Here is a 26967-nt window from a genome sequence, read left to right as displayed (position 1 = left end):
CATGATAAACGAATATTCAATTAGAGAAATCATCAAACAACAACGTGAATATTTTGCTACCAATCAAACTAAAGAAATTGATTTTCGGAGGCAACAACTTGTCATCCTCAAGCAATTGATAATTGATTATGAAACAGCAATTATTCAAGCATTACAAGCGGACTTACATAAACCAGAATTAGAAGCTGTTACTGCCGAAATTATTTTAGCAATTAAAGAAATTGAATTTGCGATCAAGAACCTGAAAAAATGGACTAAACCCAAAAAAGTAGGAGTTCCTTGGCAACTATTACCAGCTTCAGCCAAAATTCAACCAGAACCCTTGGGAATAGTGTTAATTATTGGGGCGTGGAATTATCCTTTTCAATTAGTAATTGTACCTTTGATTGGTGCGATCGCTGCGGGAAATTGTGCCATTCTCAAACCTTCAGAAATTGCCACCCATACCTCTAAACTCATAGCTGAACTGATTCCTAAATATTTTCCTGAAGAATATATTGCTGTAGTTGAAGGAGGTATAGAAACCAGTCAAAAACTACTCACAGAAAAATTCGATCATATCTTTTTTACAGGTAGCACTCATGTAGGGAAAATAATCATGGCTGCTGCTGCCAAAAATCTCACACCTGTAACATTAGAATTAGGTGGAAAAAATCCCTGCATTGTCGATGTTGATATTCATTTAGAACATACAGCTAGACGAATTATTTGGGGTAAATTTATCAATGCTGGACAAACTTGTATTGCTCCCAATTATATCTTAGTGAATCAAAAAATCAAAGATAAATTATTAGTGAATTTAGAAAAATGCCTCAAAGAATTTTATGGTGATCATCCAGAAACCAGCCCAGATTATGCTAGAATAATTAATCAAACTAACTTTGAAAGATTGGTTAATTTATTGCAAGATGGTGAAATTCTCATTGGTGGAGAAACCAAAGCAAGTGAATTATATATTGCTCCCACAATTATTAATAATGTTTCCTTTACAGATCCGATCATGCAGGAAGAAATTTTTGGACCTATCCTGCCAATAATTGAATATACAGGCATTGAAGAAGCTATCACTTGGATTAATTCTCAAGCAAAACCTTTAACTTTATACTTATTTTCTCAAAACAAAAACCTACAACAGAAAATTTTACAAACAACTTCATCTGGTGCAGTTTGTCTGAATGAAACAGTCATTCATTTTAGTGTACCATCCTTACCATTTGGGGGTGTGGGTAATAGTGGGATTGGTAGTTATCATGGTAAAGCTAGTTTTGATACTTTTTCCCATTACAAAAGTGTTCTTAAAAATCCCTTTTGGTTAGATATAAAATTAAGATACGCTCCCTACAAAGGCAAGTTGTCAATATTAAAGCAACTTTTAAAATTTTAAACTATAGCAGGAGGCAGGAGTCAGGAGATCAAGGAGTCAGGAGATCAAGGAGTCAGGAGTCAGGAGGTAAATATTTTTTCCCAGTCACCAGTCACCAGTCACCAGTCACCCCTAATTACTATACCTTTCTTGCGCCCAAGGTTCACCGCGACGGTGATAACCGTTTTGTTCCCAAAAACCTAATTCTTCCTGTTCTAAAAACTCTAAACCATTGATCCACTTTGCACTTTTCCAAGCATAAAGATGGGGAACAACTAGCCGCATCGGTCCACCATGTTCTGCGGGTAATGGTTCATCAAATAATTTAATAGCAAAGAAATTTTCTTCTCTGACAAAATCTTGAATACTAATATTTGTGGTATAACCACCATAACAATGTTCCATAATATGAGCAGCTTTGGGATCTACTTCCAGCAAACTCATAAAATCTGTCACCTTAATCCCAGTCCATTTAACATCAAGTTTTGTCCAATGGGTGACACAATGGAAATCGGCTGTAAATTCATATTGGGGTAATGCTAGAAAATCTGACCATTTAAACACAGTCGGTTTTACCAAACCCCAAACGCGAAACTCCCATTCCTCAATACTGACTTGGGGAGTTGCACCATAAGTTAAAACCGGAAAACCTTTAGCTAAATGTTGGCCAGGAGGAACTTTTGCACTTTCTTCTGGACTTGGTTTCTGAAAAAATTTCATTAGTTTATATCACTGACAAAAAATGAAGATGATAGATGGAAAGCTCAAAAGCTTACATAGCAAGGCTTTTACAATCTAAAATCCAAAATCTAAAATCCAAAATCCAAAATGGTATTCCCTCCTGGAAACATCCGCTATTAACGCGCAGCGTCTAGCGGGTAGTAGTTGATGCTATCAGCAAAGCAAAGAAAAAGCACTCCCATAACTGCGCGGTTAGTGCTTTTCCTGAGCAAGAGATGATTACTCTTCTTCTTCTTCTTCAGCAGTGGGATAGACGAAATTAGAACGTCCAGACAAAATAGATTTGCCCAAAGAAAGAGCTTTTTGAGCTTCAACAGCAGCCTTATGTCTCCAAGTAGCGCGGCGCTTGTCTCGTTTAGATTTGGATGTTTTCTTCTTAGGAACAGCCATGATAGTGGATATCGTGATTCTTGACAACCTTTTTATTCTAAGCGATCAATTGACAATTTTCGCCTTTCTCAAAAACAAAGGGGATTGGTAACAGGTGACAGGTGACAGGTGACAGGTGACAGGTGACAGGTGACAGGTGACAGGTGACAGGTGACAGGTGACAGTGAAGAAGTATTTTTCTTCCCCTGCTTCCCCTGCCTCCCCTGCCTCCCCATCACCCCACACACTATTATTGTTTTGGTTGAGGAGCATCATCTGTGGTTGGTTGATCAAAAAATAGCAGCGATCGCGCTGTTTTGAAGTAAGTCGCCCAGCGTTGGGGATCAGGCCGTTGTCTCCATTGGATACGACTGACATCTAACGCCAAAACTGGGGCGATCATTCCCTGATTTTGTGCCGTGACAATGATAGAAACTTCTGTAACTAAAATATCCTGGTCAAAACTGCGTTGAGCCGCAGCCCTAGCTACCATTTCTGCCCTTCGTAAAACCGTTTCGTAGGTTTCCTCTGGTAAACGATCAATAGCTAAGTCAACTCTAGCGGTGTAAGCTTGCACAATTTGGGGGGCGATCGCCTCCGTAGCTAACCAGAGAGGAAATGCCAGCAAAAGCCAATATCCAGCTTGAATGATCCGGATTTTCCTGCCAAATTGGCCAATAAATGAAAAGGGGATGATTGATGATGGTGAAAAGCTGTAAATCCTGTTCATAAACTTGAGCTACTTCTGAAGTATGACAGAGCATTTTAATCTAATGCTTTGCTGGTATTTTCCGATATCTTAACGTCATAAGAACTACTTTCAACAAGTAAACAAAAACCGACAATGAGCGGGATGGCAAATTACTGGGCGATCGCTATTGGCATCAATCAATATGAGTTATTTCAACCTTTAAGTTGCGCTCAAAACGATGCGGAGGCACTAAAGGATTTTTTGGTGACAGAAGTAGGTTTTTTACCCCAAAATTGCCTACTGATGACAAATACTTCACCACCGATAGAGGAAAGATCCTCTTACCCAATCCAAGACAATATTGTAGTTTTATTGGAGGAATTAGCAGCAAAATATTGGCAACCAGAGGACTATCTATGGTTTTTCTTCAGTGGTTATGGTGTCAACTATAACGACAAAGATTATTTAATGCCCGCTGATGGAAATCCCGAACAAGTGTTAGAAACTGGCATAGCTGTGAAACAACTGATGCAAAGTTTCCATGCTGCCAAGTTGAATGTATTACTAATATTTGATATTAACCGCGCCTTTGGTACACAAGCTGATGCTCCCGTAGGTCAAGAAATTATTGACACCGCCAAAGAACTGCAAATTTCTGTCATGCTTTCTTGTCAACCAGAGCAATTTTCCCACGAAATTAGCGAAATAGGTCACGGCTTATTTACAGCAGCATTATTAGAAGCTTTATTTTCTGGTAAAGGTAGCAGTTTAACAGATTTAGACACCTATCTGAGTTATCTCACCCCAGAACTATGTCAACATCATTGGCGGCCTATTCAAAATCCTGTCACTTTCATCCCTGACAGTCCGCCAGTCATGATTCCCATCTTGACATTAGATGATGATTCCCAAACCGAGCCACTGATTTTTCCTGAAGAAAACTTTGCCGTTGCTACCTCCTCAGTGACACAGAAAGAGTCTAAAAATTCCACTACAGAAAAAGCTTGGTTGACGGAAAATAAAACCGTAGAAACTACCCTCAACAAAACTTCTTCACAGTTAGATCAGTCTACAAATTCAGAGGAATCTGTTACTAATTCAACTGTAGATACTAATCAAATCTTGGCAACTTCCCCAGAATTAAACACCGGATCTAGATTTATTCCCGCTGCTGCTAAAGACTACGCTAAACCTGCTATTCAGTCAGAAACCCCCATTTGGAAACAATTTATTTTGTGGGGGGGCAGTAGCATGACTATGGTCGCTTTAATTACAACTTTTGTTCTTCGCAATCAGGCGAGTTTTCGCTTCCATAAATTATCAGCATCCCTAAATAATACTACTAATAACCAGGAATTTTCCCAGAATTTACCTCCTATTCCTGCTACGGTGGAAACAATTCAATCACCCACAAATTCTGTAGTTTCCAATTTTGATTCCCAACAGCGAAATCAAGCAATTTTAGAACTAGAGAAAATGTCTCTGAGTCCAAATAAATCTGGTGATTTGAGTCAAGCGATCGCCTCTGCTCAAAAAATTCCACCCGGTGAATCGCTTGATCAACAAGCACAAAAAAATATTCAGGTTTGGAGTCAAATGATTTTAGATTTAGCCCAGGAAAAGGCTAACCAGAGAGAATATATTGATGCTATAGCTACTGCGGAATTAATTAATAAAAATACAGCCTTTTATCCCCAAGCAAAAACATTAATTGCAAAATGGCAATTAGAAGCCAAGCAGTATTTAAGTAATCAAACTTTGTTGGATGCTGCTAAGGCTTTAATTCTACCAGGACAAGCTTCTACTTATAACCGAGCGATTGAAGTAGCAAAAAAAGTACCACCAGGACAACCAGGGTTTGAAATTGCCCAAACATCTATTAATCAATGGAGTGAACAAATTTTAGAATTAGCTAAAAACCGCGCTGCACAAGGAGATTTTAACACTGCCATTGCAACTGCTACTTTAGTTCCTAAGCAAACCATCGCTTATGAAGACGCTCAGGATGCCATTGAAAAATGGCGCAATCAGTATACTAGGTGATTGGTGATTCTATTTTGGATTTTGGATTTTGGATTTTGGATTGTATTTCATGAATCAAATCTAAAATCTAAAATCTAAAATCTAAAATCTAAAATTCTCCTGACTCCTGACTCCTTGTTCGCGAAGCGTGGCGAAGCCATTCTCCTGACTCCTGACTCCTGACTCCTGTTGTATGACTTAACAATATTGTGAAATATCTTCGCCACATTCATCAGCTAGATAGCACAGGGCGCGAAATCTTAAACCTACAACTTCCTCATATAAAGGATTTAGTTTACACATTGGGGGAATGTGAAATAAGACTTTCCCAAATAATTTAACATCACGTTCAAAAGGACATTGAGGCGGAATTAATCTACACACCCGATGAGCAAATTGGCGATCGCCTACTTTTAAATTATCCAACCAATTTCGCAAAGGACGCAGGAAATCCCAACCTGAATGACTATGAAGAGGTTGTAACTGACTTACTTGAGTCTGGTGAACAGTATGTGTTTGATGGAGTGATATCCAACTTACGAAAAAAATATTTTTTGTTGTACCTTCAGATGCCTTCATGGTTACTCCTCTCTTTTTATGAGGGTATTCACCTTACTGATGAATCTATATTTAGCGTAATTCATGGACAAGATTATTAGTTAGGGCTTGCTGAACAAATATAAAACCTAGATAAATCAAAGGTTTGAGGCTGAACAAAAGGAAATAAAGTGCAAGATTTTTCAAGGGTATACCTGAAAAACCGTGCATTTTGGGGATCGCAAACCCAAAAATTTGGGGATGACAGATAGCTGAAACTGTTCCCTGTTCCCTGTTAGGAGTTCCCTGTCTTCACGACAAGACTTTTTCAGCAACCCCTAGTTATATAAAGCACAAAAACTAATACCGTGTTTTCTCACATTTCAATTAGGATTGCTATAGATGTTCCTGTAATTGCATTATCTCAACTTAATCGTAGTCTAGAATCTAGAATTAATAAACGACCTATGTTGTCAGATTTGAAGGAATCAGGTTCTATAGAGGAAGATGCTGATTTAGTGATGATGCTTTACCGCGATGAATATTATAGCCCTGATACTCCCGGTAGAGGTCTTGCTGAGGTTATTTTAGCTAAACATCGTCATGGACCAACAGGAACAGTACAACTGTTGTTTGATACACAGTTCACAAAATTTAAGAACCTTGCCCGACCGAAGAACCACTAATAAACCCAGTAAATTTGAGCGCGAGATAATCTTATGAAATCTCTTACAGAAATAGAAGCAGCAATCACCCAACTTTCTGAAGTTGAGATGCGTCAGCTTGCAGATTGGCTACAAAGATATTTAGAGGATGCTTGGGATAAACAAATCGAAGCTGATGCTAAATCTGGGCGCTTAGATAAATTAATTCAGCTTGCTGAAGCTGATATCGCCGCTAACCGAGTTAAATCACTTAATGAAATCCTTGACAACTGCTGAATTTTGGCGTTTATATGCTGCACTACCGCCTGAAATTAAAAAACAGGCAAAAAAAGCCTATCGTTTGTGGATGAACAATCAATATCATCCATCCCTACATTTTAAGAAAGTTGGCAATAACTTATGGTCTGCTCGTATTACCGGTGGATATCGAGCATTAGCCTTGAAAAAGGGTGATGATTTCTACTGGTTTTGGATCGGAACACATAATGAATACGATGCGTTAATTGGCTAAAACAAAAAACGCAAAGATGCTCAATAACACCTTTGCGCCTTTGCGTCTTTGCGTGAGCTAACTCTTAAGAAGCCACAGCAGTAGAACGAGTCCGTCTTCTTCTACCATCAGAAACCTTCACAGCAGGTTCAGACGGTTGTTCAGGAACTTGCAGCAACAAAGTTACAGAAGCCTGACATTGTAACTCACGACGCAGAGAACGGGCTAACTCCTTTTCTAAAGTGCCTTGTAAACCGCCCCAGTCTATATCATTTTGTCCTGTTCCCGTCACAAACTCAGACCAACGAACCCGCAAAATTTCCTCAATGCGTTGCTGTACCCATTTCAATAACAGCGATCGCTCAATACTTGTCACCACACCCCGCAGGTGAATTTCTGGTCTAGCCAACAGTTTACCATTCCAATCAATAGCAGCGGCAATAGTCGCCAGTCCTTCAGAAGCCATCGTTTGCCGTTCTTGCAACACTTTGGCACTTACCATTCCAGAACTCGTTGTATCCACCAGTTCAATACCCGAAGGTACTTTACCCGCAATACGGATAGATTCTTCTGTGAGTTCTATCACATCCCCATTCTGAATAATCACCATATTTTCTTTGGGAATGCCCATACTTTGAGCAGTTTCCGAGTGCTTCACCAACATCCGATGTTCACCATGAACAGGTACAAAGAACTTGGGACGAGTTAAAGCCAGCATGAGTTTTTGTTCTTCTTGACAACCGTGGCCAGAAACGTGAACGCCCTTATCCCGTCCATAGACCACATGAGCGCCTTGGATCATCAATTTATCAATGGTGTTTACCACCGCAATGGTATTACCAGGAATGGGGTTAGCGGAGAAAACAACTGTATCTCCTTCCCTAATTTTAATATGGGGGTGTTCTTTGTTCGCAATGCGAGTCATGGCCGCCATTGTCTCACCCTGAGAACCTGTTGTTAAAATCAGTACGTTCTCATCCGGTAAACCCCGGACAGTATGCAAAGGTTGAAATAGGCTATCTTCACATTTGATATAACCTAAATTCCGGGCATGGGCAATCAAATTTAGCATTGAACGTCCCACAACTGTCACTACTCGGTTGTGTTTCTTAGCCAGTTGCAAAACGATATTGATCCGATGCACACTGGAAGCAAAGGTAGTAACAAATAAACGCCCTCTAGCTTGGGAGAATACCCGATCAAGGTTGGGATAAACTGCACGTTCAGAAGGTGTAAAACCTGGTACTTCTGAGTTAGTGGAATCACTTAACAAGCAAAGTACGCCTTTTTCACCATGTTCCGCTAGGCGCTGTAAATCAAACTTTTCGCCATCCACAGGGGTATGGTCAATTTTAAAGTCCCCAGTATGGATAACTACACCTAATGGAGTATGAATAGCAACAGTAAAACTATCAGCGATAGAGTGGGTGTTGCGGATGTATTCGACAAAAAAGGCTTTGCCAATTCTGACTACATCACGGGGAAGAACAGTTCTTAATTCTGTGCGATCGCGTACTCCTGCTTCTTCCAATTTCCCCTCTAACATGGCCATTGCTAATCTTGGTCCATAAATTACGGGGATGTCAAATTGTTTCAGGTGAAAAGCAATACCACCAATATGGTCTTCATGACCGTGAGTAACGATCATGCCTTTGATTTTATGGCGATTTTCCCGTAAATACGTTGTATCAGGTAAAACAATATTTACTCCGTGCATAGCCTCGGTGGGAAAAGCCAAACCTGCATCCAAGAGGACGATTTCATCCTCGTATTCAAAAACACAGGTATTTTTTCCTATTTCATGTAAACCGCCCAATGGAATAATTTTCAGGGCTGAGTTAGCTTCGTTTCTAGCCATTTTCTCCTGTATCTTGTGTGAGTTGTTAATCAGTTGATAGTTAGCGTTCTTGTATGAAAGACAACATCAAATGTCTATATAATTCAATGTCAAAACAGCCAATTTCGACTTCTGATATTCAATCAATTTGGTATTGAATAAATAAAAGCAATTGACCCTGTTCCTGTAGCTTCTTATCAAAAAAGATTCTTATATCGTTCAGTTGTAGCACAGATGTTTAAATTGCAACCTAGAAGCAATTATTACTTTTTATTTATAAGTATCTGGGAAACCAGTATCTGGCTAGTATCCAACATATTGGCGCTCAGATTAAACCGAGTTGATGCAACACGTCCTCTAACTTCTGACAGATTTCTGAGTCAGCTTCGCACAGCGGTGGACGAACTGAACCAACTTCCCAACCTTGAAGTTTTAATGCTTGTTTAACAGGAATGGGATTTGTTGTTAAAAATAAACTTTTAAACAACGGAAATAGTTGTAGATGAATCTCAGTAGCAATTTGAATTTTGCCCACATTAAAGGACTCTATCATCTGTTTTAGTTGATTACCTACCAGATGAGAAGCCACACTTACCACACCTTTAGCCCCAACCGCTAACAAAGGCAAGGTTAAAGAATCATCTCCAGCGTAAATCTGAAATTCCTGTGGTGTCAAGCGGCGAATTTCACTAGCTTGGTCCAAGTTACCACTGGCTTCTTTAATTCCCACAATGTTGTCGATTTGTGCTAATTGCACAACTGTTTCTGGACTCAGGTTTTGACCAGTTCTACCAGGGATATTATATAACAACATCGGTAAATCGGGACAGGCTTGGGCTATAGCCTGAAAGTGTTTGTATAGTCCCGCTTGGGGTGGTTTGTTGTAATAAGGTACAACTTGTAAAGAACCATGTACTCCTATTCTAGCTGCTTTTTCGGTTGCGGCGATCGCTTCTTTGGTAGAATTTGAACCACACCCAGCAATTACTTTTGCTTTCCCTGCTACAGCTTGCAGCACTTCCACAAACAACTGATACTCTTCATCCCAGCTTAACGTGGGAGATTCACCTGTTGTTCCACATATCACTAATGTATCTGTACCATTGTCAACTAAATTTGCTGCTAATTTTCCAGCTACTTCATAGTTAACACTACCATCTGCTTTAAACGGCGTGATCATTGCCGTTATCACTGTACCAAAATCTACCACCCGTTTTTTACTCCTGATTTGTCTTTAGTTATTAGTTATTAAGTAGGTGAACAGAAAAAAACCGAAATATGTAACAAAAAGTAAAATATTCAAAAACCTCTTCTCTGTTCCCTGTTCCCTGTTCCCTGTTCCCTTGTCATAACGACAATTTTTAACGCCCACTTACTTAGTTATTAGTCATTAGTCATTAGTCATTAGTCATTTTACCCAATCACCAATCACCAATCACCAATCACCCATTCTGAAGTAGATTTTTTTCTACTAATAATTCGGCGATTTGTACCGCATTTAAAGCCGCACCTTTACGGATTTGATCGCCACACAACCATAATTCTAAGCCACAAGGATGAGAAATGTCTTGTCTAATTCTGCCCACTAAAACCTCATCTTTACCACTAGCTTCTATAGGCATGGGAAAATAATTTTTCTGCCAATCTTCCACCAATTTAACACCAGGCGCATTGCTTAAAATTGCTCTTGCTTCATCTGGACTAAAAGGCGTTTCAAACTCTAGGTTAATTGCTTCGGAATGGGCGCGGAGTACGGGAACCCGTACACAAGTGGCAGTGATTCTGATGTCTTGATCACCAAATATTTTCCGCGTTTCGTTGACCATTTTTAGTTCTTCCTCACAATATCCTATATCAGTCATTGGGGAATTATGGGGAAATAAATTAAACGCCAACGGATAAGGTAACACTTCTGCTACTGGTTGTTGTCCTTGTAATATAGCACTGGATTGAATTTTTACTTCTTCCATTGCTTTTGCACCAGCGCCACTAGCTGATTGATAAGTGGCCGCTACAATTCTTTTTACTGGTTTTACTTGATGCAGTGGCCAAACTGCCAACGTCATTAAAATTGTCGTGCAGTTAGGATTGGCGATAATGCCTTTATGTTGGGCTGCGGCTTGAGGATTCACCTCTGGAACTATCAAAGGTACATCCGGTTTCATACGGAAGGCGCTAGAGTTATCTATTACCACTGCTCCTTTTTCTACAGCTACCCCAGCCCAGGTTTTAGATGTTCCACCCCCAGCACTAGCTAAGACGATATCAACATTTTCAAAAGAGCGATCGCTGACTGCCTCAATGACAAGATTTTCGCCTTTAAATTTGAGGGTCTTTCCCGCACTGCGTTCTGATGCTAACAATTTTAAATCAGCCAGGGGGAAATTTCGACTTTCTAGTAATTCCAGCAACTCCGTACCTACAGCACCAGTTGCACCCAAAATAGCTACACGATAGGATTTAGACAAATTCGACTCCTCCTTTAAGAGGTTACTAAGGTTACTCACTTTTTTTCTAAAACTCAAAATATCTATAAATGGCAATATTTAGCAATCAACGAAATTTGAATATGTGATGAACTTCTTTCTAAGGTAGATATCTATAATATCTAAAGAATTTGGATTTTAGGATATTTTATTTATATTTTGATTTTATTTGACAATAATTACTATTTAACCTGAATTACTTTGAATTATACACTACCATACAACAAACTCCAAACTAAGGATAAAATGAATAGGTTAACCATTAATCAGGTTGATAGAATCAATGGTACAACCTTGGCAACACCAGACTGCTTAGTTAACCATCTCAAAATAGTGAGTAGGTTTGGGAAGCGGTTACTGGGTTTGAGTTTGGGGGTTTGTTCTTACCTTATCTCTTTAGATGAGACAAGTATGGGTAGGCAACAGTGCTACCATGAGAATCTACCATGTTGACAGGATATCACAACCTGAACAATCTGAGTACCATTTTGCGTTTAACCTATCATGACCGCAGCAACAGCCCTCAATTAAAGATAATTAAGCAGTTTTTTTAGGAATACACAACGTTTAAATGAAAAATTCGGAAAAAGCGACTGAGATATCGTATCAGTAAAGATATAGCAGAAAAACTGGAAGTATCTGTGAATTTCTGTGCCATTGGCAGTAAACTAGATATCTGCTGAAGAGCGCAGCCCCCAAACTCGGATTTGAGGATGCTTAAAAGACGATTACTGGATAGCTAATTATCTAAATTATTTTGTCTTATTGCGTCAAAAAATCCATCAACTGCACAAAACTGATATATAACCTAAAAATCCTCTATTAATCTAGATATGAGCGATTGGCATAAGTTTTGTGTTGCACATCAAGTTAATAAGCGAGATAAACGCTGCTTGTGTGTACTATCAAAAATGACAACACCAAAAAACAGAGACAAAGCATGAAAGTAACCCAGGAAAAACTTGAAAAAAGCCAAATTGGACTAGAAATAGAAATTACAGCGGAAGTTACCCAACAAAAATACGAACAGGTAATCAAAAATTTAAGTGCTACTGTAAATCTTCCTGGGTTTCGCAAAGGCAAAGCACCCCGGCAGGTATTATTACAGCGCCTGGGAAGCAGTCGCATCAAAGCATCGGTACTAGAAGAACTAATTCCCGAAGTTGTAGAGCAAGCAGTCAAACAGGAAGACATTAAGGCTATTGGCCAACCGAGATTAGTGTCATCCTTTGATGATTTGATTAATAATTATAAACCTGGAGAACCCTTGACCTTTGCTGCGGCGGTGGATGTAGAACCAGAAATCAAGATCCAGCAGTATACAGGATTCCAAGTCAAAGCTGAAGAAATCAAACACGATCCAACACGGGTGGATACAGTGTTAGATCAGGAAAGGCAGAAAATGTCCACATTAATTCCCGTAGAAGGAAGAGCAGCCCAAATAGGAGATGTGGCAGTAGTAGATTTTAAAGGTGTGTTGGCTAAAGCCGAAGGTGAAGAGGAGGCAGCAGAACCTACACCCATTCCCGGAGGAGAAGCAGCAGATTTTCAAGTCGAGTTGCAGGAAGATAAATTTATCCCTGGTTTTGTAGTCGGTATGGTAGGAATGAACCCTGGAGAAACCAGAGAAATTTCCGCCCAGTTTCCCGATCCTTATGCTAGTGAAGAATTAGCCGGTAAACCTGCACTGTTTACGGTGACACTCAAAGAAATTAAGGAAAAAGAATTACCGCCATTAGATGACGACTTCGCTCAAGAAGTCAGTGATTTTGAGACTTTAGCAGAATTACGGACATCCTTAGAAGAACGTTATCAAAAAGAAGCCCAAGACCAAACTAAAGCTAATCAGCAAGAAGCTTTATTAGCGGAACTGCTCAAGCACGTAGAAATTGATTTGCCAAAAACTTTGATAGATAACGAAGTTGATGCCATGATCAAACAGACAATCATGAAATTGTCAGAGCAGGGAATGGATGTGAGAAAGTTTCTCACCCAAGAAATCCTGAATCAATTGCGCGATCGTTCAGAACCAGACGCAATAGAACGCCTTAAACGTTCTTTAGCTGTAGAAGAAATCGGTAAACGGGAATCACTCACAGTCGCAGTTGAGGAAGTCAACGCTAAAGTTAAAGAACTCTTAGAAGAGTACGCTGATGAAGATATAGATGCAGTCAGACTGCAATCTTTGGTAGAAGCACAGCTAGTAAATGAGAAAATCATGGATTGGTTGCTGGCTAACTCATCCATAGAACTTGTTCCCGAAGGTTCTTTAAGCAAAAAAGAGGAAACTGATTCAGAAGCTGAACCGGCTACAGAAGCAGAAACCACCAGTCCTGAGTAAAGGTGACTGGGGACCGGTGACTGGGGACTGGGGACTGGTGACTGGTGACTGGGGACTGGGTTATTAACCTCCTTTTCTTCCCCTGCTTCCCCTGCTTCCCCTGCTTCCCCTACTTCCCCTACTTTCTGCCTCCTGCCTCCTGCCTCCTGCTTTCTGCGAGAACAACTGAATATAAGGCATAATGGTTAACACATAGTTCAAATACAAATTCAAATTCTCAAAAAATCAGCCTTTATGGCTGTAAACCTCTGTCCCACTTATTGTTAAATATTTTTGTATGCTTGTATCGCAGTCGGGAAATTACCCAATCAGTAGCTTGAGTCCCATCAGCATTAGCTGTAACTACAACAGCCCTAACAACATTGTACCGATGGTGGTAGAACAGTCCGGTATGGGAGAAAGGGCTTTTGACATCTACTCCCGTCTGTTGCGAGAGCGGATTATTTTTTTAGGAACGCCAATAGATGACACTGTAGCTAATTCCATAGTTGCTCAATTGCTGTTTTTGGATGCTGAAGACCCAGAAAAAGATATTCAACTTTACATAAATTCACCAGGGGGATCTGTTTACGCAGGAATGGCAATTTATGATACAATTCAACAAATACGTCCTGATGTTGTTACCATTTGTTTTGGTCTAGCTGCCAGCATGGGGGCGTTTTTGTTAACTGCGGGAACAGCAGGGAAGCGTATGTCTTTACCTGACTCCCGGATTATGATTCACCAGCCCCTTGGTGGCGCTCAAGGACAAGCGATTGATATTGAAATTCAAGCGCGAGAAATTCTTTACATTAAGGGCAAGTTGAATCAATTAATGTCCACGCACACTGGTCAACCTTTAGAAAGGATCGAAGCTGATACGGAACGCGACTTTTTTATGTCAGCAGAAGAGGCAAAAAACTACGGTTTAATCGATCAGGTTATTTCTAGACAAAATCTCCCCACAGCAGGGGAAAACGTCACCATTCTGAAATAAGAGGCTTGGTATGTCTAAATACGACTCCCATTTAAAATGTTCATTTTGTGGCAAGTCTCAGGAGCAGGTGCGTAAATTAATCGCAGGTCCGGGAGTCTACATCTGCGATGAATGCGTTGACTTGTGTAATGAAATCCTAGATGAAGAACTGCTGGATACCAGTACTGCTGCCTCCCAACCAGCACCACGTTCAGAACAACCTCAAAAACGCCGTACCAGTTCTGCCAATCTCTCTTTTAACCAAATCCCTAAACCGAGAGAAATTAAAAAATATTTAGATGAACACGTAATTGGTCAAGACGAAGCTAAAAAAGTCTTGTCTGTTGCTGTTTACAATCACTACAAGCGGTTAGCCATTGCTCAGTCTAAAGGTAATGGCAAAGGTGGACATGATGATGCTGTAGAACTACAAAAGTCGAATATTTTATTAATGGGACCGACAGGTTGCGGTAAAACCCTGTTAGCGCAAACTCTGGCCAAAATTCTCGATGTACCCTTTGCTGTCGCAGATGCCACAACTTTGACAGAAGCGGGGTATGTAGGGGAAGATGTGGAAAATATCTTACTGCGACTTTTGCAAGTGGCAGATTTGGATGTGGAGGAAGCACAGCGGGGAATTATCTATATTGATGAAATTGATAAAATTGCCCGCAAGAGTGAAAACACATCCATTACTAGAGATGTTTCCGGGGAAGGGGTACAGCAAGCTTTACTGAAAATGTTAGAGGGTACGATTGCTAATGTACCACCCCAAGGCGGACGCAAACATCCCTATCAAGATTGTATTCAGATTGACACTAGCAACATCTTGTTTATTTGTGGTGGGGCTTTTGTTGGTTTAGAAAAAGTCGTAGATCAGAGAGTGGGTAAAAAGTCAATTGGCTTTGTGCAGTCTGGAGAAGGGATATCTAAAGAAAAACGGGCTGCGGATACACTACGTCATTTAGAACCAGATGATTTGGTGAAATTTGGCATGATTCCCGAATTTATTGGGCGGATGCCAATGGTGGCTGTGGTTGATCCTTTGGATGAGGAAGCATTGATGGCAATTTTGACTCAACCGCGCAGTGCTTTAGTTAAGCAGTATCAAAAACTGCTGAAGATGGATAACGTCCAGTTAGATTTTAAACCAGATGCTTTGAAGGCGATCGCTCAAGAAGCATACCGCCGGAAAACTGGGGCGCGGGCATTACGGGGTATTGTGGAAGAATTAATGTTAGATGTCATGTATGAGTTGCCATCTCGTAAAGATGTAACTCGTTGCACAGTAACGCGGGAAATGGTAGAGAAACGCTCTACAGCGGAACTGTTGGTACATCCTTCTTCATTACCGAAACCGGAGTCAGCATAGGAAGGAGGCAGGAGGCAGGAGGTTTTAATGAACCACGAAGACACGAAGGACACGAAGAAGAAGAAAGAGAAGAGAAGGAAGGCACATGGGGAGAGAAGTATAAAATCTTTCCCAGTCCCCAGTCACCTGTTCCCTATTCCCTTCTTACTGTCACCTGTCACCTATCACCTGTCACCTGTCACCTATCTCTAAAAATTATGACTTATATAAAAGTTCGCGGGGTTGAGCATTATTACGAGTGGATCAAGAAACCATCAGATGTGGTAAAACCTGTGATGGTTTTTTTGCATGGGTGGGCGGGTTCGTGTAGATATTGGCGCAGTACGGCTGAGGCTTTAGCAGATAATTTTGATTGTTTATTATATGATATGCGCGGTTTTGGGCGTTCTCAATGTCAAGCCCAAGATGGCAGTAAATTGAGTTATGAATTAACAGAATATGCGGAAGATTTAGCAGTATTATTAAATGAATTAAATCTGGAGCGTGTTTATATTAATGCCCATTCTATGGGTGCTTCGATTGCGACTTTATTTTTTAATCGTTATCCCCAAAAAGTTATCAAGGGAATTTTAACTTGTAGTGGGATTTTTGAATATGATGAAAAAGCCTTTGCAGCTTTCTATAAATTTGGTGGTTTAGTAGTTAAATTTCGTCCTCAATGGTTGGGGAAAATACCTTTTGCGGATAGGATGTTTATGGCGAGGTTTTTACATCGTCCGATTCCCAAAGCTGAGAGACAAGCTTTTTTACAAGATTTTATTGACGCTGATTATGATTCTGCTTTAGGGACAATTTTTACTTCTGTGAGTAAAGAACAAGCGGAAACAATGCCTTTAGAATTTGCTAAGTTAACAGTACCCACTTTGTTAATAGCGGGAGAATATGATTTAATTATTCCTGCTGATTTAGGTAGAAAAGCGGCTGTTTTGAGTGATAAGGTGCAGCTAGAAATTATTGCTAATACCGCACATTTTCCGATGTTGGAAGATGCAGAAACTTATTTACAGAAGGTGCGGGATTTTTTGGGTAATTGGTAATATTCAATTGTAGGGGTAATTCATGAATTACCCCTACCAAAATTAAGAGGTGAGGTTATGAGTGTGATTAGTAATTTAGAGTATTTACAACAACTCTATGAAATTGATGATCATGAATGGTTGTTAGCTAACATTGAATTATTAAAACAACGTAAATTTAATGATGTGGATTTAGAGAATTTAATTGAGGAGTTGGAGTCATTGGCCAAGCGAGATAAACACCAGGTTAAAAGTCTGTTAGAACAAATTATTAGACATCTGTTACTATTAAATTTTTGGAAAAGTGAATATGAAAGAAATAAAAATCATTGGCGGGCGGAAATTAGAAGTTTTAGGATACAATTAAAAGATAGATTAACTACTAATTTATCTAATTATCTAAGTTCTATTTTGGCTGATATTTATCATGATGCTTTGGGTTATGTACAGGAAAAAACGGGGTTTACTGTGAGTTTTCCCCAAGAATGTCCTTATAATTTGGAACAGTTGTTAGATGTGGATTTTTTGGGTAATGGGTAATTGGTAATTGGTAATGGGTAATTGGTGAAATAAATTAGAGGTGATTTTATGAGTGTGATTAGTAATTTGGAGTATTTACAACAACTCTATGAAATTGATGATTATGAATGGTTATTGACTAACATTGAATTATTACAACAACGTAAATTTAATGATGTGGATTTAGAGAATTTGATTGAGGAGTTGGCAGATTTGGGTAATGAAAAGAAAAATGCGGTTAAAAGTTTATTAGAACAAGTTATTAGACATCTTTTATTACTGCAATATTGGACGGAAGAAATAGAAAATAATGGTCATCATTGGCAATCAGAAATTTTAGGTTTTCGTTATCAACTGGAGGATAGATTAACTACTAATTTACGTAATTTCCTAGCTGATGAACTTGATCATATTTATCAGAGAGCGTTAAAATATGTGCAGGTAAAAACTAAGTTTAAAGTAGATTTTCCTCAAAAATGTCCTTACAGTTTGGAACAGTTGTTAGATGGGGATTTTTTGGGTTAATATTCAATTGTAGGGGTAATTCATGAATTACCCATACCAAAATTAAGAGGTGAGGTTATGAGTGTAATTAGTAATTTAGAGTATTTACAACAACTCTATGAAATTGATGATCATGAATGGTTGTTAGCTAATATTGAATTATTGAAACAACGTAAATTGAATGATGTGGATTTAGAGAATTTAATTGAGGAGTTGGAGTCATTGGCCAAGCGAGATAAACACCAGGTTAAAAGTCTGTTAGAACAAATTATTAGACATCTGTTACTATTATAGTAGTTTAACTTAAGAATGAGACAAAAAGAGTGTAAAATTGAAGAGAGAAGGTATGGGAGTAGAAATCATGGCTTATAGTTTAGATTTAAGACAAAAAGTAATAGATTATATAGAAAATGGTGGTAGAGTCAGCAAAGCGGCGCAAGTGTTTGGAATAGGAAGAGCGTCAATATACAGATGGCTGGAGAGAAAGGAACTGGCAGCAACAAAGGTAAAATATCGTCAGCGATCGCTAGATATAAGAGAATTGTCAAAAGATATACAAGAAAATCCAGAAGCTAGATTAAAACAGAGAGCCGAAAAATTCGGCGTAAGTACAACTGCAATTTTTAAGGCACTAAAAAAAATGAAAATAACCAGAAAAAAAAAGAACTACGTTATAGAGAAAGAAGTAGAAAAGAAAGGATAAAATATTATCAGGATTTACGAAAATTAATCAAAATATATGGGAGTAAAAGTTTAGTATTCGTTGATGAGTCAGGATTTTAAGAATTTCCAGATTGTAGTTATGCTTGGTCAAAAAGAGGAAAAAAGATTTATGGAGATAGGCAAGGAAAGAGGGGAAAAAGAGAAAACTTAGTCGCAGGTAGAAGAAAAGGAAAAAAAGATTTAATCGCACCAATGATATTCACGGGAAGTTTGAATGCAGAAGGTTTTGAAGGCTGGTTATCAATATATTTATTACCATCATTAACCATTACATCAGTTTTGATTATGGATAATGCACCAATTCATCGAAAAACAGTGATTAAACAAATAGTTGAAGATGCAGGTCATCAGGTCATATTCCTCCCTAAGTATTCTCCTGATTTGAACGATATTGAGCATGATTTTAGTGCCTTAAAGAGAGCCAGAATGTATGCTCCCTCAAATACACCCTTAGATAAAATCATCCGTGATTATTGTGTATCTTAATGTCTCATTCTTAAGTTAAATGACTATAAATTTTTGGAAAAGTGAATATGAAAGAAATAAAAATCATTGGCGTGCGGAAATTAGAAGTTTTAGGATACAATTAAAAGATAGATTAACTACTAATTTATCTAATTATCTAAGTTCTATTTTGGCTGATATTTATCATGATGCTTTGGGTTATGTACAGGAAAAAACGGGGTTTACTGTGAGTTTTGCTTCAGAATGTCCTTATACTTTGGAACAGTTGTTAGATGTGGATTTTTTGGGTAATGGGTAATTGGTAATTGGTGAAATAAATTAGAGGTGATTTTATGAGTGTGATTAGTAATTTGGAATATTTACAAAAACTCTATGAAAGTGATGATTATGAATGGTTGTTAACTAACATTGAATTATTAAAACAAGGTAGATTTAATGATGTGGACTTAAATAATTTAATTGAGGAGTTGGAAGACTTGGGTAATGAAAAGAAAAATGCAGTTGCTAGTCTTTTAGAACAAATTATTAGACATTTATTATTATATCAGTATTGGACAGAAGAAACTGAAAGAAATGGCCATCATTGGCAAGCGGAAATTGTCAGTTTTAGAAACCAATTAAAACGACGTTTAACGGGTAATTTACGCAATTATTTATCTGAGGAAATGTTAGATATTTATGCTGATGCTTTAAAATTTGTGCGGGTAAAAACTAAGTTTAAAGTAGATTTTCCCCAAGAATGTCCTTATACTTTAGAACAGTTGTTAGATGTGGATTTTTTGGGTAATGAGATGTAGGTTGGGTTGAACAAAGTGAAACCCAACTAAGAGGGTGTTTGAAAAGTATTAGATGAAACCGATAATCTCTAGAAACCTAACCCCCCTTCCCCCCTTCCCTACAAGGGAATGGGGGTTTCAAAGCCTCTCCCCGCGTCAGGGAGAGGTTTGGAGAGGGGTTTATTTATACATTAAAAACTTTTCAAACATCCTCTAACACCTGTAAATGTTGGGTTTCGTCCCTCAACCCAACCTACCTTGACTTTAGATTATGAAGAAGTTCAGTTAAAGGGTAAACCTGTTAAACGACTTTTGAATCTTGCGGATATGGAAGGGTTAAAACCTTTTCATTGGGGTTATCATTTTGATCAAATTATTGCTAAAGGTGGTTTTGATATTATTTTGGGTAATCCTCCTTGGGAAGTTTTTCAAACTGATGAAAAAGAGTTTTTCCAACAATTTGATAATTTAATTCAGAAGAAAAAATTAGATATAAAAACATGGACACAACAATTTAATAAGTTTATGGAAGATGAGGAAATGCGTCAAGCATGGTTAAATTATTGTAGTAGTTATCCTCATGTTAGTGCTTATTTTAAAAATGCTTAACAATATCGCAATCAAAAATCTTTAGTTGATGGTAAAAGTGTTGCTAGAAAAATTAATTTATATGCTTTGTTTGTAGAACAATGTGTTAATTTACTTTCTGTAAATGGTGAATGTGGTTTAGTTATTCCTAGCGGTATTTATACAGATTTGGGTACTAAGCAATTACGAGAAATGTTATTTTCTCAAACTAATATTACTGGTTTATTCTGTTTTGAAAATAAAAAGGGTATTTTTGAAGGTGTACACAAAAGTTTTAAGTTTGTAATTTTGACTTTTGAAAATGGTAAGCAAACTTTATCTTTTCCTGCGCGGTTTATGCGTCATGATGTGGAGGAGTTAAATAGTTTTCCCGGTGATGAGGAAGTCATAAAAACGGAGTTACAGAAGAGAGAGAAAGGGGAAAAATTCGCGCAGAATTAGATGGAATAATTGCCCAAGTTATGAAATTGAATAGACTTTGATTATTAAAAAACTGCTATTTTCATCCTGAAAATCCTAAAATCCTGGACATCCTGATTCAGACAATTAATCAGAGATTTTCAAACCTTTACAACAGGTATTACAAACTCAATCCAAATTACAAGTTTTAGCATGATAAATTAAGGATAGAAGTTGGGGATCTGAATCAATCTCATATTAAACTGATATTAAAAGTTGATTCCTTGCGATCGCAAAATTTCCTCTAAATATTCTACCCTTTTTCGTTCTTGATCTGCACGTTGTTTTTCTTCGTTAGCACGTTGTTTTTCAATTGCTACTTTTTCATCTCCTATTAATAGAAGTTGTCCTTTTTCATCACACCCTCTTAACCATTGATAATTTTTTCCTTCAAATTCTCCTTCCCAAACAGTTAAACCTAAACCTACTCCTTCTAACCAATTTGTGGATAATAATTGATAATTAACACCTATTAATTGATAGATGTAAAGATTTTGTTTTCCTAAATAATAGAAAGGATCAAAAACCACATAATAACCTACTCTCGCTTGAGAATAATCTTTTAATTTAGTTCCTAATTCATTTCCCACCTTATTAGAAACTATTTCAATAACTATTTCTGGAGATTTACCAAAATTCCAAGTAAAATAAGATTGATCTTTTTTCTCTGACCAATCTTCTGGTAAAGTAACTTCTAAACTTAACATGATATCAGGAACAAGGGGAGGTTTATTAGCTGCATAAAATAAACCTACATTAGCAGTAGCTAAAAATGGTTGATCAGCATTAAAAGAACTATAAAGAGAAGAAACTAATAAACGTTGTTGTTTTTCAGAAATTAAATTATCCACTGGTTCACCATCATCAATAATCACATTTGTTAAATCGGGAATAGCAGGTTTTTCAAAATCATCAGGACTAGGTTTACGATTAGTAATTTCTGGGGTAATTTGTGGAGTTAAAGATTGAGTCATAATAGAATACTCCAAAAGAGTAAGAAAGACGATATCTTATATTAATTATTATATTATTTGACTTGAAATAATGGTAAAATAAGTTATAATTATTTACGTTTATATAACCACATTATGCGTCGAGATACAATCTTTTATAAACTATTCCAACAATATCCATCTTTATTATTTGAACTGTTGGAAAATCCCCCAGAAAATGCCGATAGTTATAGATTTGATTCCGTAGCAGTTAAAGAACCCAAATTTGAAATTGATGGAGTATTTTTACCTCCAGAAAATAAACCTCCAAGGGTAATATATTTCTGCGAGGTGCAATTTCAAAAAGATGAAACATTGTATGACAGAATAGTAGCGGAATCTTCCTTATATTTTTACCGTAACCGCAGTAAATTTAGAGATTGGGAAACAGTAATCATTTACCCATCTCGTGACATTGAACAAAGTAATACTTATGCAATGCGAACATTTTTAAACAGTGATCAAGTGCATAGAATATACTTAAATGAACTGGGAGACATTCATCAATTACCTACATGGGTAGCAATGATGATGTTAACTAGCATACCAGAAGATCAAGCACCAGAAGCAGCGAGATATTTATTAACAAAAACCCAATCAAAAACCCCATCATCATCAAATAATGTCATAATAGAAATGATCACAACTATTATGATGTACAAATTTGAAAATCTCAAACGTCATGAGGTAGAATCTATGTTAGGAATTACGCTCAAACAAACAAGAGTTTATCAAGAAATTAAAGAAGAAGGAAGAGAAGAAGGAATTGAAGAAGGACTATTAACCACCCTCAAAGAAAGTTTAAAAAATGCACATAAAGCGGATTTTTGTGTAGGTTATTTCAACCTGCGGGGATGGAAATTAATAGAAGAAGAAATAGAACAATTTACCGGAGGTGAAAATAATTGTTGTCGTTTATTAATTGGAATGCAAAAATTACCTAAAGATGAACTTACCCAAGTTTTAGGTTTAGGAATATCCCGCAAACCCATATCCCAAAGTGATACAATTAACCTGAAAAACCGCATATTACAGGAATTTAGTCAACAATTAACTTTAGGTAAACCCAGCAATTATCGGTTGTTTAAGTCTGAGTTAAAAAACATCTTCTAGAAGATGCTAAAGCATTGTTGAAATTATTAAATAACTGTGGAGAATGGAATTTTCAACAAGATCAAAAATTTCAAACTTTGCAAAAGTTACTCACAGAAATTCATCCTGATGAGAAAATATTGATTTTTACTCAGTTTGCAGATACAGCGCGTTATTTACAGGAATGTTTAGGAAAAGCGCGTATTTCCCAAACTGCTTTAGTTACGGGTAAGGTAAATGATCCCACATCTTTAGTATATCGTTTTAGTCCCCAAAGTAATCAACAAAATATCACCCCTGAACAGGAAATTAGAATTTTAATTGCTACGGATGTATTAAGTGAAGGTCAAAATTTACAAGATTGTCGGATTATTATTAATTATGACTTACCTTGGGCAATTATTCGCTTAATTCAAAGAGCAGGAAGGGTTGATAGAATAGGCCAAAAAGCATCAGAAATTCTCTGTTATTCTTTTTTACCTGCGGAGGGTGTGGAAAAATTAATTAATTTACGGACAATTAGGAAGCTCTAAGAGTGCTAGATATCGAACTTATTACCGTTTAGATAATTATATTAAAAAAACGGAAGCAAAAACACCGTTATTTACTTTAGGAGAAGATTGGCAGACTTTAAAAAAAGCGGTGCAGGAGATATATCATTATCCTTTGAAAGAAACGACGGTTGTTAAATTAAATCTGCAGTTAAAAAGTGGGATTAATGATGAACAATTAGCGACAATGATTGTATCTTTAAGAGATAATAATTCTTTGTGTATTATCCATCCTGAAGATGGACAACAGGAAGCGCAAATAATTTGCTCGTTGGGGTTATTTGGTGATTAGTCATTGGGCGGAAAATTTTAGATTTTAGATTTTAGATTGGGGTTGATAAAAACAATCCAAAATCCAAAATCCAAAATCCAAAATCCAAAATCAAAAACTCCTGCCCCATCACATTAAACCGAGTTCTCTTTGCAGTAAATTAATTGATTGAGAACCGATGTAGTTTTCACAGCGAATGAGTTTAGGTGGACGAATGAGATCATCTGAGACTGTTTGCATTGCTGCTTGTGTTGTTGAGTGACTGACTGGATCTGTACAAAATATGATTTCGCAGCGTTTAACTATGGCGTTTAGTTTATAAGCATCCTTGGGTTGAGCAGTCATAACTAATAGTTCTTCACCCCGTAAACCATGCAGGATGACTTCGGTGGCTCTGAGAATACCAGGACTGAGACTAACTATACCTATACAACTAGATTTAGGCAGACCTTTGACTACATTGAGTTCTTTACTATAGTCATGAATATCTAGGGGAATAACGCGGACGGCTTTGGGTGCGGCGATCGCTTCTACTTCGCCGATAAAATAACGACTGGTGACTAATGTGGCCGATGTGGTTTGTTCTAAGACTGCGCCTAATTCTTCTGTTGTTACCAACTGGACGGGAATTTCTAGGGATTCTTCTAATTCATCTACCATTAATTCCCCAGCACCAAGATCCTGTAATGGTACTACTATCAAAACTCTGGCACTACAACGCAAACGCCAGTCAACTTCCGCTAAAAATAGCTCCCGTGCTTGATTGAGGGAACAACCTTGATTAAGTAATTCATCCAGTGTTTTTTGGACTGTTTTGTATGCTTCGGGGTATTGTTTCAGAATGGGAGATTGTAACCTACCACCACCCTCATGGCCTTGAGCGCGGACATAAATTCCTGAACCTGCTAGACTTTCGACAAATCCTTCGTCTTCCAACTGGCGGTAAACTTTACTAATAGTGTTACGATGTAATCCAGTTTGCATGGCTAACGCCCTGGTGCTGGGTAATTTATAACCGGGTGGATACTGACCAGAGGCGATCGCAAAGCGAATTTGATTAAATAGTTGACTGGATGCGGGGATTTCGCTGTCTGGCTGAATACGGAATTGAATCATTAACAATTCTCCTGATGATTGGTAGCTGCACTTAACTGTTTGTGTCTACTACCTGTTAAATATATGATTTATTTTGAATTGATCGGATCAGATATAGGACTCCTATTTGATTTTTGAACAGAACTCAGTACATACTGAAAGCCTTATTTCCTGTTCCCTGTTCCCTGTTCCCTGCCTCCACGAACAATTCATGAATCAAATCGGATCACTATAATTTTGATGAAAATTATTATGACAGAGCAAACAATAGACTCTACAAAAGTTAAACTTTCTCAAAATGATTGTCAAATTGATGCTTATTTAGCAAAACCAACATCACCAGGTATTTACGCCGGAATTGTGGTTTTACAGGAAATTTTTGGAATTAATGAGCATATTCGGGACGTGACAGAACGTATTGCTAAACTGGGGTATGTGGCGATCGCACCTGCTCTTTTTCAACGCCAAGCACCGGGTTTTGAAACGGGTTATACTCCTGAAGACATAGAAATCGGTAGAAAATACGCCTGGGAACAAACCACAACTTCACAACTGTTGAGCGATATTCAAGCCGCTATTAATTATCTCAAAACTCAGCCCAATGTCAAAAAAGAGGGTTTTGGTTGTATTGGCTTTTGTTTTGGTGGTCATGTCGCCTATCTCGCTGCTACCCTCCCTGATATTCAAGCTACTGCTTCTTTTTATGGTGCTGGGATTACTACCCGTACCCCTGGAGGTGGCAACCCTACTATTACCCGCACTCCAGAAATTTCCGGGACTATTTACGCCTTCTTTGGTATGGATGATGCCAGTATACCCAAAGAACAGGTAAACGAAATTGCAGGAGCGTTACAAAAACACAACATTTCTCATGGCGTGTTTCGCTACGATGGATCTGATCACGGATTTTTCTGCGATCGCCGTGGTAGTTATAATCCTATAGCTGCGGCTGATGCTTGGCAACAAGTTCAACAACTTTTTGCCAATGTTCTAGGATGACAGGTGACAGGTGACAGGTGACAGTAAGAAGGCAAGAGGCAAGAGGCAAAAGTTTATTCTTCCCAATTACCCATTACCAATTACCAATTTTTCATAACAATTAATCTTCAAAAAACATGAATTCCGAATCAAAACTTTCTCAAACAGCCAACTCGTCTTTTTCAATGGACGATTTTGCCAAAGCACTGGAAAAACACGATTACCAATTTCAAAAAGGACAGGTTGTACATGGTAAGGTGTTTCAACTTGACCATGATGGTGCTTATGTTGATGTTGGTGGTAAGTCGTCTGCTTTTCTACCCCGCGATGAGGCTTCGTTGAGAGCAGTAACTGATTTATCGGAAGTGTTACCGATGAATGAGGAACTAGAGTTTTTGATTATCCGGGAACAAGATGCGGAAGGTCAAGTTACTCTTTCTCGCAAGCAGTTGGAAATTCAGCACATTTGGGAAAAATTAGCCCAAATGCAGGAAAGTTCCCAAACAGTACCCGCACGAGTTATAGGTGTGAATAAAGGTGGTGTTAATGTAGAAGTCCTATCTTTACGGGGTTTTATTCCGCGATCGCACCTAGCCGAACGTGATAACTTAGAAGCACTTAAAGGTCAAACTCTCACCGTTGGCTTTTTAGAAGTAGACCGCAATAACAAAAAACTCATCCTTTCCCAACGTTTAGCCGCTCGTTCTAGCAACTTTAGTTTATTAGAAATTGGTCAATTAGTAGAAGGCAAAGTTACAGGTATCAAGCCTTTTGGTGTATTTGTAGATTTAGATGGCGTTAGCGCCTTACTACATATTAAACAAGTCAGCCAAAAATTTATTGACTCTTTAGAAAAAGTCTTTCAAATAGGTCAGCAAGTTAAAGCTGTAATTATTGACTTAGATGAAGGTAAAGGTCGAGTCGCTATTTCTACCAGAGTTTTGGAAAACTATCCTGGTGAAGTGCTGGAAAATATGGCAGAAGTCATGACTTCTGCCGAAGCGCGTGCTAATCGGGCAGCAAATAAAGCAGAGTAGGGAATAGGGAATAGGGAATAGGGAGGAAAATT

The 26967-nt window shown here is 38.1% G+C and carries 29 protein-coding genes and 2 pseudogenes; 22 read left to right on the top strand and 9 right to left on the bottom strand.

Translation table 11 applies throughout. The annotated features are described in order from the left end of the window. The first annotated feature begins 1 nt into the window (after position 1). Positions 2 to 1384 carry an aldehyde dehydrogenase gene (locus K2F26_RS21810; RefSeq protein ID WP_220609460.1) on the top strand — a complete coding sequence of 461 codons (1383 nt, stop codon included), beginning with the start codon at positions 2 to 4 and terminating at the stop codon, positions 1382 to 1384. A gap of 111 nt (positions 1385 to 1495) precedes the next feature. Here the strand turns inward: K2F26_RS21810 and K2F26_RS21805 are convergent, their stop codons facing one another. From K2F26_RS21805 to K2F26_RS21795, 3 genes are all read right to left on the bottom strand, one after another. Further along, positions 1496 to 2083: a sulfite oxidase-like oxidoreductase gene (locus K2F26_RS21805; RefSeq protein ID WP_096570096.1), complete on the bottom strand. Its 588-nt coding sequence runs from the start codon at positions 2081 to 2083 to the stop codon at positions 1496 to 1498. 240 nt (positions 2084 to 2323) lie between these two features. Then, a complete protein-coding gene (gene rpmF / locus K2F26_RS21800) occupies positions 2324 to 2494 on the bottom strand; it encodes a 50S ribosomal protein L32 (protein ID WP_194054905.1) in 171 nt (56 codons plus the stop codon). Positions 2495 to 2723: 229 nt separating this feature from the next. Further along, a complete protein-coding gene (locus K2F26_RS21795) occupies positions 2724 to 3203 on the bottom strand; it encodes a hypothetical protein (protein ID WP_220609459.1) in 480 nt (159 codons plus the stop codon). A 123-nt stretch (positions 3204 to 3326) separates the two neighbouring features. Here K2F26_RS21795 and K2F26_RS21790 point away from each other — a divergent pair, with 123 nt between their 5' ends. Continuing rightward, on the top strand, positions 3327 to 5207 hold the full coding sequence (locus K2F26_RS21790; protein WP_220609458.1) for a caspase family protein: 1881 nt from the start codon (positions 3327 to 3329) through the stop codon (positions 5205 to 5207). Positions 5208 to 5384: 177 nt separating this feature from the next. Here K2F26_RS21790 and K2F26_RS21785 read toward each other — a convergent pair whose 3' ends face one another. Further along, complete coding sequence (locus K2F26_RS21785) at positions 5385 to 5765, bottom strand: Mo-dependent nitrogenase C-terminal domain-containing protein (RefSeq protein WP_220609457.1); 381 nt, start codon at positions 5763 to 5765, stop codon at positions 5385 to 5387. A 326-nt stretch (positions 5766 to 6091) separates the two neighbouring features. On the opposite strand from K2F26_RS21785, the gene K2F26_RS21780 reads away from it, so the two are divergent. The 3 genes from K2F26_RS21780 to K2F26_RS21770 are packed head-to-tail and all read left to right on the top strand — an operon-like array spanning position 6092 to position 6899. After that, a complete protein-coding gene (locus K2F26_RS21780) occupies positions 6092 to 6409 on the top strand; it encodes a DnaB-like helicase C-terminal domain-containing protein (protein WP_246605449.1) in 318 nt (105 codons plus the stop codon). Positions 6410 to 6442: 33 nt separating this feature from the next. Next, complete coding sequence (locus tag K2F26_RS21775; RefSeq protein ID WP_220609456.1) at positions 6443 to 6664, top strand: hypothetical protein; 222 nt, start codon at positions 6443 to 6445, stop codon at positions 6662 to 6664. After that, positions 6642 to 6899 carry a type II toxin-antitoxin system RelE family toxin gene (locus K2F26_RS21770; protein ID WP_220609455.1) on the top strand — a complete coding sequence of 86 codons (258 nt, stop codon included), beginning with the start codon at positions 6642 to 6644 and terminating at the stop codon, positions 6897 to 6899. The genes K2F26_RS21775 and K2F26_RS21770 overlap by 23 nt, the downstream gene beginning before the upstream one ends. A gap of 64 nt (positions 6900 to 6963) precedes the next feature. On the opposite strand, the gene K2F26_RS21765 is transcribed toward K2F26_RS21770, so the two are convergent. The 3 genes from K2F26_RS21765 to K2F26_RS21755 form a co-directional block, all read right to left on the bottom strand. Then, on the bottom strand, positions 6964 to 8736 hold the full coding sequence (locus tag K2F26_RS21765; protein ID WP_220609454.1) for a ribonuclease J: 1773 nt from the start codon (positions 8734 to 8736) through the stop codon (positions 6964 to 6966). Between the two features lie 304 nt (positions 8737 to 9040). Further along, positions 9041 to 9925, bottom strand: a complete 885-nt coding sequence (gene dapA, locus K2F26_RS21760) for a 4-hydroxy-tetrahydrodipicolinate synthase (protein ID WP_220609453.1) — start codon at positions 9923 to 9925, stop codon at positions 9041 to 9043. A 232-nt stretch (positions 9926 to 10157) separates the two neighbouring features. Continuing rightward, positions 10158 to 11183: an aspartate-semialdehyde dehydrogenase gene (locus K2F26_RS21755; RefSeq protein WP_220609452.1), complete on the bottom strand. Its 1026-nt coding sequence runs from the start codon at positions 11181 to 11183 to the stop codon at positions 10158 to 10160. A 958-nt stretch (positions 11184 to 12141) separates the two neighbouring features. Between K2F26_RS21755 and tig the strand changes: the two genes are divergently transcribed. The 12 genes and pseudogenes from tig (at position 12142) to K2F26_RS21695 (ending at position 20901) form a co-directional block, all read left to right on the top strand. Further along, positions 12142 to 13542: a trigger factor gene (tig, locus tag K2F26_RS21750; RefSeq protein WP_220609451.1), complete on the top strand. Its 1401-nt coding sequence runs from the start codon at positions 12142 to 12144 to the stop codon at positions 13540 to 13542. A 277-nt stretch (positions 13543 to 13819) separates the two neighbouring features. Then, on the top strand, positions 13820 to 14518 hold the full coding sequence (gene clpP, locus K2F26_RS21745) for an ATP-dependent Clp endopeptidase proteolytic subunit ClpP (RefSeq protein WP_137668143.1): 699 nt from the start codon (positions 13820 to 13822) through the stop codon (positions 14516 to 14518). 10 nt (positions 14519 to 14528) lie between these two features. Next, a complete protein-coding gene (clpX, locus tag K2F26_RS21740) occupies positions 14529 to 15869 on the top strand; it encodes an ATP-dependent protease ATP-binding subunit ClpX (protein ID WP_220609450.1) in 1341 nt (446 codons plus the stop codon). A gap of 197 nt (positions 15870 to 16066) precedes the next feature. Then, a complete protein-coding gene (locus K2F26_RS21735) occupies positions 16067 to 16906 on the top strand; it encodes an alpha/beta fold hydrolase (protein ID WP_220611981.1) in 840 nt (279 codons plus the stop codon). Positions 16907 to 16963: 57 nt separating this feature from the next. Beyond that, a complete protein-coding gene (locus K2F26_RS21730; RefSeq protein ID WP_220609449.1) occupies positions 16964 to 17425 on the top strand; it encodes a DUF29 domain-containing protein in 462 nt (153 codons plus the stop codon). A 48-nt stretch (positions 17426 to 17473) separates the two neighbouring features. Beyond that, the gene (locus K2F26_RS21725; RefSeq protein ID WP_220609448.1) at positions 17474 to 17929 is read left to right on the top strand and encodes a DUF29 domain-containing protein; all 456 of its coding nucleotides are present in this window, start codon (positions 17474 to 17476) and stop codon (positions 17927 to 17929) included. 57 nt (positions 17930 to 17986) lie between these two features. Then, a pseudogene (locus K2F26_RS21720) lies at positions 17987 to 18199 on the top strand (DUF29 family protein); the annotation flags it as partial. A 70-nt stretch (positions 18200 to 18269) separates the two neighbouring features. Then, positions 18270 to 19117 (top strand): annotated as a pseudogene (locus tag K2F26_RS21715) (IS630 family transposase). Positions 19118 to 19136: 19 nt separating this feature from the next. After that, a complete protein-coding gene (locus K2F26_RS21710; protein WP_220609446.1) occupies positions 19137 to 19394 on the top strand; it encodes a DUF29 domain-containing protein in 258 nt (85 codons plus the stop codon). A gap of 34 nt (positions 19395 to 19428) precedes the next feature. After that, the gene (locus tag K2F26_RS21705) at positions 19429 to 19893 is read left to right on the top strand and encodes a DUF29 domain-containing protein (protein WP_220609445.1); all 465 of its coding nucleotides are present in this window, start codon (positions 19429 to 19431) and stop codon (positions 19891 to 19893) included. A 237-nt stretch (positions 19894 to 20130) separates the two neighbouring features. Beyond that, positions 20131 to 20481, top strand: coding sequence for an Eco57I restriction-modification methylase domain-containing protein (locus K2F26_RS21700; protein WP_220609444.1), 351 nt, complete (start codon positions 20131 to 20133; stop codon positions 20479 to 20481). Positions 20482 to 20532: 51 nt separating this feature from the next. Further along, positions 20533 to 20901 (top strand): Eco57I restriction-modification methylase domain-containing protein, encoded by a 369-nt coding sequence (locus K2F26_RS21695; protein WP_220611980.1) that lies wholly within the window; start codon positions 20533 to 20535, stop codon positions 20899 to 20901. Between the two features lie 227 nt (positions 20902 to 21128). Here K2F26_RS21695 and K2F26_RS21690 read toward each other — a convergent pair whose 3' ends face one another. Continuing rightward, the gene (locus K2F26_RS21690; protein WP_220609443.1) at positions 21129 to 21893 is read right to left on the bottom strand and encodes a Uma2 family endonuclease; all 765 of its coding nucleotides are present in this window, start codon (positions 21891 to 21893) and stop codon (positions 21129 to 21131) included. 114 nt (positions 21894 to 22007) lie between these two features. Between K2F26_RS21690 and K2F26_RS21685 the strand changes: the two genes are divergently transcribed. From K2F26_RS21685 to K2F26_RS21675, 3 genes are all read left to right on the top strand, one after another. Then, positions 22008 to 23024 (top strand): Rpn family recombination-promoting nuclease/putative transposase, encoded by a 1017-nt coding sequence (locus K2F26_RS21685; RefSeq protein ID WP_220609442.1) that lies wholly within the window; start codon positions 22008 to 22010, stop codon positions 23022 to 23024. Positions 23025 to 23038: 14 nt separating this feature from the next. Then, the gene (locus K2F26_RS21680; protein WP_220609441.1) at positions 23039 to 23536 is read left to right on the top strand and encodes a C-terminal helicase domain-containing protein; all 498 of its coding nucleotides are present in this window, start codon (positions 23039 to 23041) and stop codon (positions 23534 to 23536) included. A gap of 133 nt (positions 23537 to 23669) precedes the next feature. Continuing rightward, entirely contained in the window at positions 23670 to 23846 is a 177-nt protein-coding gene (locus K2F26_RS21675; protein ID WP_220609440.1) for a hypothetical protein, read from the top strand. A 108-nt stretch (positions 23847 to 23954) separates the two neighbouring features. Here K2F26_RS21675 and K2F26_RS21670 read toward each other — a convergent pair whose 3' ends face one another. After that, a complete protein-coding gene (locus tag K2F26_RS21670; protein ID WP_220609439.1) occupies positions 23955 to 24941 on the bottom strand; it encodes a GntR family transcriptional regulator in 987 nt (328 codons plus the stop codon). Positions 24942 to 25172: 231 nt separating this feature from the next. Between K2F26_RS21670 and K2F26_RS21665 the strand changes: the two genes are divergently transcribed. Both K2F26_RS21665 and K2F26_RS21660 read left to right on the top strand, forming a co-directional pair. Then, positions 25173 to 25919: a dienelactone hydrolase family protein gene (locus tag K2F26_RS21665; protein WP_220609438.1), complete on the top strand. Its 747-nt coding sequence runs from the start codon at positions 25173 to 25175 to the stop codon at positions 25917 to 25919. A 116-nt stretch (positions 25920 to 26035) separates the two neighbouring features. Next, positions 26036 to 26935, top strand: a complete 900-nt coding sequence (locus K2F26_RS21660) for a S1 RNA-binding domain-containing protein (protein WP_220609437.1) — start codon at positions 26036 to 26038, stop codon at positions 26933 to 26935. Positions 26936 to 26967 lie beyond the last annotated feature (32 nt).

The organism is Sphaerospermopsis torques-reginae ITEP-024 (assembly GCF_019598945.1).
GTDB lineage: Bacteria > Cyanobacteriota > Cyanobacteriia > Cyanobacteriales > Nostocaceae > Sphaerospermopsis.
This window is presented reverse-complemented; position numbering and strand designations above follow the sequence as displayed.